The 9,250-nt window shown below is 68.6% G+C and carries 7 protein-coding genes; 1 reads left to right on the forward strand and 6 read right to left on the reverse strand.

Translation table 11 applies throughout. The annotated features are described in order from the left end of the window. Positions 1-46 precede the first annotated feature (46 nt). The 3 genes from ligD to ACI3KU_RS17280 form a co-directional block, all read right to left on the reverse strand. Entirely contained in the window at positions 47-1,069 is a 1,023-nt protein-coding gene (gene ligD / locus ACI3KU_RS17270) for a non-homologous end-joining DNA ligase (protein ID WP_404923569.1), read from the reverse strand. A 112-nt stretch (positions 1,070-1,181) separates the two neighbouring features. Further along, on the reverse strand, positions 1,182-2,273 hold the full coding sequence (locus ACI3KU_RS17275) for an SseB family protein (protein ID WP_404923570.1): 1,092 nt from the start codon (positions 2,271-2,273) through the stop codon (positions 1,182-1,184). Positions 2,274-2,695: 422 nt separating this feature from the next. Then, entirely contained in the window at positions 2,696-5,110 is a 2,415-nt protein-coding gene (locus tag ACI3KU_RS17280; protein ID WP_404923571.1) for an ATP-dependent helicase, read from the reverse strand. Positions 5,111-5,199: 89 nt separating this feature from the next. Here ACI3KU_RS17280 and ACI3KU_RS17285 point away from each other — a divergent pair, with 89 nt between their 5' ends. Then, positions 5,200-6,426: an MFS transporter gene (locus ACI3KU_RS17285; protein ID WP_404923572.1), complete on the forward strand. Its 1,227-nt coding sequence runs from the start codon at positions 5,200-5,202 to the stop codon at positions 6,424-6,426. On the opposite strand, the gene ACI3KU_RS17290 is transcribed toward ACI3KU_RS17285, so the two are convergent. The 3 genes from ACI3KU_RS17290 to ACI3KU_RS17300 all read right to left on the reverse strand — a co-directional run. Then, positions 6,427-7,350, reverse strand: a complete 924-nt coding sequence (locus ACI3KU_RS17290) for a hypothetical protein (RefSeq protein ID WP_404923573.1) — start codon at positions 7,348-7,350, stop codon at positions 6,427-6,429. It lies immediately after the preceding gene. A 59-nt stretch (positions 7,351-7,409) separates the two neighbouring features. After that, a complete protein-coding gene (locus ACI3KU_RS17295) occupies positions 7,410-8,072 on the reverse strand; it encodes a LuxR C-terminal-related transcriptional regulator (protein ID WP_404923574.1) in 663 nt (220 codons plus the stop codon). Then, positions 8,069-9,250, reverse strand: a 1,182-nt coding sequence (locus ACI3KU_RS17300) for a PspC domain-containing protein (RefSeq protein WP_404923575.1), incomplete at its 5' end; no start/stop codon positions are given. The genes ACI3KU_RS17300 and ACI3KU_RS17295, both read right to left, overlap by 4 nt.

The raw sequence follows: 9,250 nt of genomic DNA on the forward strand, positions 1-9,250 counted from the left end.
GCTCGCGCGCAGCCGCGTCAATGGTTCGCCCGGATCGGAGTCGCGATCAGTCCTGCTTGCGGGCGCGAGAGGGCTGCACGCGCGGCGGCTCGCCGGGCATCTTGGGAAACTCCGGCGGGAACGGCATCTCGCCGAGACCGGCCTCCAGATCGCGCTCCCACCACTCCAGCAGGGTGTCGATCCGTCCCGGAGTCGCGCTGAACCGCGCCCAGGGATCGCCGATCTCCGCCAGGCGTGCGGGAATGGTCCGGACCGTGAAGGCGGTGGGGTCGACCTCGTCCAGCTCGTCCCAGGTGATCGGCGTCGAGACGGTTGCCGTCGGCAGCGCACGAGGGCTGTAGGCGCCCGCCATCGTGCGGTCGCGATTGGCCTGGTTGAAGTCGATGAAGATGCGCTCGCCGCGCTCTTCCTTCCACCACGCTGTGGTGACGCGATCGGGCATGCGCCGCTCTAGCTCGCGTCCGGCCGCGATCACCGCGTGACGGACATCCAGGAACTCGTGTGTGGGCTCGATCGGGCAGAACAGGTGGATCCCGCGGTTTCCGCTGGTCTTGATCCACGACTCGAGCCCCGCCTCGCTCAGCACGGACCGCATGCCGTGAGCGGCATGAACGGCGTCGGCGAAGGTCGTTCCGGGCTGCGGGTCCAGGTCGATGCGCAGCTCGACCGGATTGTCGGTGTCGCTTGCGAGCGACGCCCACGGGTGGAACACCACCGTGTTCATCTGCACCGCCCACACGATCGCCGCAGGCTCGGTGAGCACGAGCTGGGGGTGGGTCCTGCCCGAGTTGTAGCGGACCGAAACAGAGTCTACGAAGTCGGGCGTCCCCTTCGGCGGGTTCTTGGAGAAGAAACTCTCCCCGCCGATCGCGCCCGGGAAACGCTCTAGCGACACCGGCCGATCTCCGTTGGCGGCGAGGAACGGGGTCGACACCGCGATGACGTAGTCGGCGAGCTCGTGCTTCGTGATTCCGACCGCGGGGAACACCTCACGGTTCGGGCTCGACAGCGACACCTCCCGCTCGCCCTCGGGTCCGGGAACGGTCAGCGTGATGCGCTCGGAGGCCATACCGGCACCCTACGCGTCACCCCTCACCCGCGAAACACCCAAGCAAGTCCGAGAAACCCTGCGTTGCGGGGTTTCTCGGACTTGCTTGGGTGTTTCGATGCGGATTCGCGCGTCAGGACGCGGGGGTCAGCAACGGGGCGAGCTGCTCGCGCGTGAGACGCAGGTTGGGACCGGCGGGATCCAGGATCACCCCGGACACACCCGAATTGTCGGCCAGAGCCTTGACCAGCGCATCCGGGGCGAACGGCGCAGCCTGCTCACCGCGGCCGAGCGCGACGACCTCGAGCGGGTGCGTGAACAGCTGGAGGAGGCGCCGCCCATCGGATGTGTGCGCCTCGGCCACCCCGAAGCGCGGTGTGCCGTCTTCGTTGTCGCCGGCGCGGCCGACAGCGACCCAGACCCGACCCTCGCGGAGCGCCTCGACCGCAGCGGCGGGGGTCTCCTCGGTGCGCTCACCGGCGATGAGGGACTTGACCGAGAACGTCGGGTCGCATTCCCCCATCACGCGCTCGATGAGGTCGCGCGGCACCACGGCGCGCGCGGTCCCGGAGAAGTTGTCGATCACCAGGCCGGCGAACTCGTTCGCGAGCACATGACGCAGCACGAGCGCGGCGGGCTGGCCGATAGCGCTGGTGCCGGTGTCGCCGTCTGCCTCGACGGCCTGCTGCAGCGCACGCCCCGAGCTGAAGGCGAGCATGTAGTTCTCATCGCCGTTGCGGATCACGCCCAGCTGGAGGTCCTCGCCCGCCTCGACCTGCTGGCGGGCATCCCCCTTCACGCGTAGGAAGAGGTGACCCTGCAGCGCCTGGCGGAAGACACCGAGAAGTTCGGCACCGGAGGGCGCCTCACCCAGACGCGCAAGCGCATCACGCAGCACCGCGTTGTCGCGCAGACCCGGGACCGTCTCCAGCTCGGTGGGCGGCTCATCGGCGGCGAACGGCAGCGCTACCGTGCCATCGGCGTTGTGTCCGGGTGCGGCGACCGGAACCGCCACCGGCGGGGTCGGCTGTGCGGCCGGCTTCGGTTGCGGCGCGCTCGCGCCGAGGCCTCCGAAGGATGAGACGCTGATGTTGACGTGCGGAACGGGCTCGGCGGGTGTCGTCGCGGCTTCCTCCTCCACCTCAACGGTCGCCGCCGATTCCTCGGGCGCGACCGATGCGTCGGGCGTGGACGGGGTGTTCTTTCGGCGCGAGAAGAGAGCCATGCGCCCAGCCTAACGGGCGGGCAACCGGGGCGGCTTCCCCGAGCGTCATCCAGCGGCGGAGAGGGGGCAAGACCCCCGGCGCTCATGAGGGGCACCGGGGGTCTTGGCTACGGCCGGACGCGACTCGGCGATCGATGGCGAGGCACCCCTGCCCGCATGACCCCGAAGGTCCACCGCCGCAACACCGCTCCCACACTTCGTCCGCTCACGCGGACGATACCGAGGGCCGGATCGGGAGCAGCCGAGGAAGCGGATCGGTTGAACGGGTACGACAGCGGAGCGCACGAATCCCCCGATGTGTGCACTGCTGTGTTGCTGTCCATCCCCCGATGCCTTCCCCCGCTCGAGAATAACTCGCATCGGAGGATTTCTCCCTGATCACCGGAAAGATTAAGCATGCATAGTGCACACGCTTAGCGCGATCAGAGCTTCTCGATCGGGGCGATCTTGATGAGCAGCTTCTTGGCTCCGGCCGCGTCGAATCGTACGTGGGCAATGCGCTTGGCACCCTCGCCCGTGACGGCGTCCACCCGGCCCTCACCGAAGTCGTCGTGGCGGATGCGATCTCCCGGGGCGAGCTCCAGATCTCCGTTGTCGCGGACCCGGGCGGTCACGCGGTTAGTGAACTTGTCGAGGCTGGTGGATTTGGGGCCGAAGCCCGCGCTTTCACTGCGCCCGAGCGGTTTCGGACCGAATCCGCCGGAACCGCGCCGAGCGTTCAGCGCGCGCGACTGCGTGCCGCCCCGCGAGTTCACATCGCCCGGCGATTGACGCCAGTGCAGCAACTCGGCAGGGATCTCCTGCAGGAACCGGCTGGGCATCGCCACCGTCACCTCGCCGAACTGCGCGCGCGTCATCGCGAGAGTGATGAACAGTCGCTTACGGGCACGGGTGATGCCCACGTAGAACAATCGGCGCTCCTCCTGCGGCCCGCCCGGCTCGCCCGCCGAGATGCGGTGCGGGATGAGGTCCTCCTCCACGCCGGTGAGGAACACGGCGTCGTATTCCAGCCCCTTCGCCGTGTGCAGCGTCATCAGCGACACGACGCCGGACTCGTCGTCAAGATCGTCCGCGTCCGAGACCAGCGCGACATCGGCGAGGAAATCACTGATCGCGCCGTCAGGATTGTTGCGCGCGAACTCGCGGGCGACGGCGACGAACTCGTCGAGGTTCTCCAGCCGCGCTTCGTCCTGCGGGTCCTTGCTCAGACGCAGCATGTCGAAGTAGCCGGACTTCTCCAGCAGCAGGGTGAGCCCCTCGGCCACCGACGTGGGCGGAGGCACCTCACCGTCGGCGGGCATCAGAATTTCCGACGCCTCCAGCAGCACGGCGTCCAGGTGCGTGATGGCGGACTGGATCTTGGGTCCCACACCGAGCTGCGATGCATTGGCCAGCGCGTCGCGGAAGGTGATGTTGTGCTCGGCGGCGAAGCGCGCGATGGCCGTCTCGGTGACATCGCCGATCCCCCGGCGGGGCCGGTTCAGGATGCGACGCAGCGCCATCTCGTCGGCGGGGTTCGCGACAGCGATGAGGTACGCGAGCGCATCCTTGATCTCGGCACGCTCGTAGAACTTGGTACCGCCCATGATCTTGTATGGGACGGCCGAGCGAATGAAGATCTCCTCCAGCGCGCGCGACTGCGAGTTGGTCCGGTAGAACACCGCCATCTCGCTGTACGGCATGCCGTCGCGGCGTAGTCGATCGATCTCGTCGGCCACGAACTGGGCCTCGTCGTGCTGCGAGTAGCCGGTGAAGCCGAGGATCTGCTCCCCCGCCCCGACATCGGTCCACAGCTTCTTGTCGCGGCGGTCGAAGTTGTTGCTGATGACGGCGTTGGCCGCGGACAGGATGGTCTGCGTGGAGCGGTAGTTCTGCTCCAGCAGCACCACCCTCGCTCCCGGGTAGTCCCGCTCGAACTCGGTGATGTTGCGGATGTCCGCGCCCCGGAACGCGTAGATCGACTGATCGGAGTCACCCACGACGGTGAGGGAGGACGGTGCGGTGTCGGCAGAATCTCCGGGGGCCTCGAAGATCATCATGCCGCCAGAGGAGAACGGCTCGGAGGCGCCCACGGGTTTGGTGAGCTCGCGGATGAGCGAGTACTGCGCGTGGTTGGTGTCCTGGTACTCGTCCACGAGGATGTGCCGGAAACGGCGACGATACTGGTCGGCGATGTGCGGGAACGCACGAAACAGGTAGACGGTCTGTCCGATGAGGTCGTCGAAGTCGAACGCGTTGGCCTTCTGCAGCGAGCGCTGATAGTCGGCGAAGACCTCGACGAACACCCGCTCGGCGGGGTCGTTCATGTTGGCGTCGCGGGCATAGGACTCGGCGTCCTGCAACTCGTTCTTGAGCTTGGAGATGCGCGACTGCACCGACGAGGGAGTGTGCCCGAACGCGTCGGCCTCGTGCTCTTTCACCAGGCGCTTGATGAGCGCGCGGGAATCGCCGGAGTCGTAGATGGTGAATGACGAGGTGAAGCCGAACTGCGACGCCTCACGCCGCAGGATTCGCACGCACGCCGAGTGGAAGGTGGAGATCCACATGCCGCGTGCCGTGTCGCCCATAATGCTCGCGACCCGATCGCGCATCTCCGCCGCCGCCTTGTTGGTGAAGGTGATGGCGAGGATCTGGCTGGGGTAGGCATCGCGGGTCCGCAGCAGATGCGCCACGCGATGCGTGAGCACGCGCGTCTTTCCAGAGCCGGCGCCGGCGATGATGAGGAGGGCGGGACCGCGGTACTCCACGGCAGCGCGCTGCGGCGGGTTCAGCCCATCGAGGAGCGGATCTGCATGGCCGGAATCCCGGCCGAGGACAACGGGCTGCTGTTCGGTCATGGCCTGACAAGTCTAGGCGGGGCCTCGGACATCGGATCCCCCAGCCCCCTCGCCCGATCGATGTCCGACCCCGCCGCTAACCTGGGGCGATGTCCTTGACCGCGATGCGCGCTCCGGCCTTCCGCTGGTTCTTCCTGGCGCGCGCCCTGCAGATGATCACGGCGGCGATGTCGTCGGTAGCCTTCGCGTTTGCCGTGCTGTCGGTCGACAACGCACCGCTCGCACTGTCCATCGTGATGACGTGCCTCACGGCCAGCACCGTGGTCTTCCTCCTACTGGGAGGCGTGGTGGCCGATCGACTGCCGCGGGCGCTGGTGATCCAGACCTGCTACGTGGTCAACGCCATCACCGTCGGCGTCACGGCCACCATGCTGTTCACCGGGACCGCCACGGTGGTCTCGCTCGCTGTCACGGCCGTCGTCGCGGGGGCCACCAGTGCTTTCGTGATGCCGTCGATGCAGGGCATCATCCCGCAGCTGGTGCCGCACGATGCCCTGCAGCAGGCAAACGCGATGCTGTCGTTCGTCCGGTCGCTGGTCACCATCGGCGGCCCGGTGATCGCGGGACTCGTGGTGGCGCTGTCCAGTCCCGCGTGGGCTTTCGTCATCGAGGGCATCGGCCTGGTGGCGGCGATCCCTCTGCTCGCGATGGTGCGGTTGCCTCCACCCGCTCGCTCGAGCTCTCAGCTGTTCACCGATCTGCGCGTCGGATGGAGCGAGTTTCGCAGTCGCACGTGGCTCTGGGTGATCGTGGTGGCGTTCGGCCTCCTGAACGCTCTGGAGATCGGCGCGTGGTCGGTGGGCGGTCCGTTCATCGCCAAGAACAATCCGCTGCTGGGCGTGCAGGGCTGGGGGTGGGTGCTCGGAGCCCTCGGCGTCGGCACCCTGGTGACCACCTTGGTGCTGATGTGGCTGCCACTGTCTCGACCGCTGCGCTTCGGCATGATCGGCATGGTGGCCGTCGCCCTTCCCATGCTGCTGCTCGGGACCCATCCGGCCGTGATCCCCCTGATGATCGCCGCGTTCATCGCCGGTGCGGGGCTCGAGATCTTCAACACGGGATGGAACGTGGCGATGATGGAGAACATCCCCGGCGACGTGCTCTCGCGCGTGTCCAGCTACGACATGCTGGGCAGCTATCTCGCGATGCCGCTGGGCACGATGCTGTTCGGCTGGCTGCTCACCGCGGGCGATCCGGCAACGGTGATCACGGTCTCGGCGATCATCTACGCGGTCATCGCGGTGCTGACGCTCTGCATGCCGAGCGTCTGGCGCATGGGCCGCGTCCCCGGCGGCACGGCGAACCCGACCACCTGATCAGCCGACGACCTCGGCGTGGGAAGGGGCTCGTCGCAACACAAGACCGGTCGCCAGCAGCGCGATCCCGAGGATCGTGGGAACCCAGACAAGCAGCTCCGGCGCACGCAGTTCCACGATGGTGTCCGCCCAGGGGGATCCGAACCGATCTGGTCCCAGCGCGAGTGTGAGGACAGCGAAGAGCAGCACGGCGGCACCGGCCGCGGCGAGCACCACCCCGGCGGCGCGACGCGCGCCGTACTGCTGGGCGGCCGCTCCGCCGACTGCCACGAGCATCCAGCCGATGAGTCCGAAGCTCACGGTGAACACCAGAACCCGCAGCGGGAAGGACATCCAGGCAGCAGCCCACGCGGCACCGGGCCCCGCCACCGACATCACGAGGAGATCGGCGGCGCACTGGAACACCACGACACCGCCGATGGCGGCGATCACTGCCCACGGCGAACGTGGGAGCACGAGCACCGCGGCCACCGCCGCGAACAGAATCCACGACAGCGACAGGATGAGCGCCGGAGATGCGGGAAGGAAGGCGGCCTGAACGGCGCGCGTGGCGATCAGCAGGCCGCCCGGAACGATGAGCATCAGCGCACGGTCGAGAGGCAGCAGGCCCAGCAGGGATTCCCGCGCGCGCCAGGGGCGCGTCGCCGCCAGCCAGGTGGAGCGCGCGGCGGCGGCACCGGGGCGACGCACGAGCGCGGTGCGCGCGGCGAGGATGCCGATGAGGAGCCAGGCCGCGGTGGGCACCAGCAGGATGCGCGCGGCCCACGCCATCGATGCGTCGCGTTCGGCCCGCTCGGGATCCAGCGCCGCGCCGCTGTGCACGGTGACGATCCCATCGAGGAGCGCGGCCACCACACCACACCCCAGAGCCAGTCCGGCGACGATCACGAGCGCTCTGATGCCTCGTGTTCTCGCCGTCGTCATGTCGAGATGCTACTCCGAATCCTTCTCGGCACTGGCTGTGAGCCGGGGCGCTGGCGCGTTCAGAGCAGGCGTCGGGCGCTCGCCCAGGCCGTCAGCTCGTGGCGCGAGGACAATTGCAGCTTGCGCAGCACCGCGGAGACGTGGGTCTCCACGGTCTTGATCGAGATGAACAGCTCGGCCGCCACCTCCTTGTACGCGTACCCGCGCGCGATGAGGCGCATGACCTCCTGCTCCCGGCCCGAGAGCCGGTCAAGCTCGTCGTCTGCGCGAGCCGTCTCGCCACTCATGGCGCCAAAGGCATCGAGCACGAACCCGGCCAATCGCGGCGAGAACACCGCATCTCCCGAGGCCACGGCACGAGCACCCGCGCTCACGTCGCCGCCGCTGGAGCCCTTGGTGATGTAGCCGCGCGCGCCGGCGCGGATCACACGCACCACATCTTCGGCGGCATCCGACACGCTGAGCGCCAGATACCGCGTTTCCGGCGACAGCGGCAGCGCCTGCTGCAGCACCGCCTCGCCGCCGGTGATGTCGCCGACGGCTCCGGGCAGGTGCACGTCCAGCAGCACCACGTCGGGATGAGTGGCGGCGATCACGGTGACAGCACTGGGCACATCGCCCGCCTCGCCAACCACCTCGACGCCCGGGTCCAGATCGGCCCGGAGCCCCGAGCGGAAGATCGAATGGTCATCGACGATCACCACGCGCAGTGCGCCGGTCATGGGGTCCTCCCCTCGAACATGCCGTTCGCGGCATGCGAGTTGTCGCGCTTCAGCGCCAAGCGGATCTGCGTGCCGGCACCGCCCGCACCGGGCAGCACCTGCGCGGAACCGCCGGCGCGCCGCATGCGACCGATGATGGACTGGCGCACGCCGAGGCGGTCAGCGGGGACGCCGTCGAGCGAGAATCCCGGTCCGCGATCTCGCACGTAGACCTCCACCGCGTCGCCACGGCCCTCGATGTAGACCGACACCTCACCACCCGCGTGGCGGGCGGCGTTCAGCATCGCCTCGCGGGCGGCTGCGGCCAGGTCGCCACTGGCCCGTTCCGTGCTGGTACCGGCCGCAACCACGTCGATGCGCACCGGGTAGTCGAGCTCAAGCGCGGCGGCGTAGTCGCGGAGGTCGGTGGACAGATCGCTGTCCGCGGGCTCATCGCCGTCGTACAGCCAGCTGCGCAGCTCCCGCTCCTGTGCGCGCGCCAGTCGCGCCGCCTCGCTGGAGGCACCCGCGCGGTTCTGGATGAGGGCCAGGGTCTGCAGCACAGAGTCGTGGAGGTGCGCGGCCATCTCGCTGCGCTGCTCCTCACGGATGCGCGTGATCCGCTCGTTGGACGCCTCACGCAGACGTGTGACCAGGATCGGCGCGTAGATGACGCCGAGGGCAATCACGGCGAGCATCGAGCACACCAGCGCCGAGACGCTGCGCTGCCCGATGGTGACCCAGCCGTCGGTGATGAGCACGGCCACCAGCACAAGGGCAGCGGTTCCCCGCACCAGAGTCACGTGGCGGGCACCGCGGTCGGGATCATTCGCGTCCAGGAAGCCGGCCCAGAGGGCACCCGCGACCGTGACGGTCATGGCCAGAATCGAGCACCAGAACCACTCGCTCTGATACGGGCCCGTGGTCCCGACCATCCAGGCCGCGAGCGCGGCGAGCAGGCCACCGGTGCCGACGAGCGCCCACGCCGCGGGCATGCTGCGCGTCACGCGATTGTCTTCGGCTGCCTCGCCGGTGATGGTTCGCGCGGAGTCGGCCAGCGGCACGAGAGCCCAGAGCCAGCCATAGAGCAGCAGCCCCGCGCCGCTCACGAAGGAGAGCAGCACGAACAGGATCCGCACGGTGCCGGCGTGCCAGCCGAGGTGGGCGGCAAGACCGTCGGCGACGCCCGCGAGCTGCTG

The sequence above is a fragment of the Microbacterium sp. ZW T5_56 genome (assembly GCF_044987425.1).
Lineage (GTDB): Bacteria > Actinomycetota > Actinomycetes > Actinomycetales > Microbacteriaceae > Microbacterium.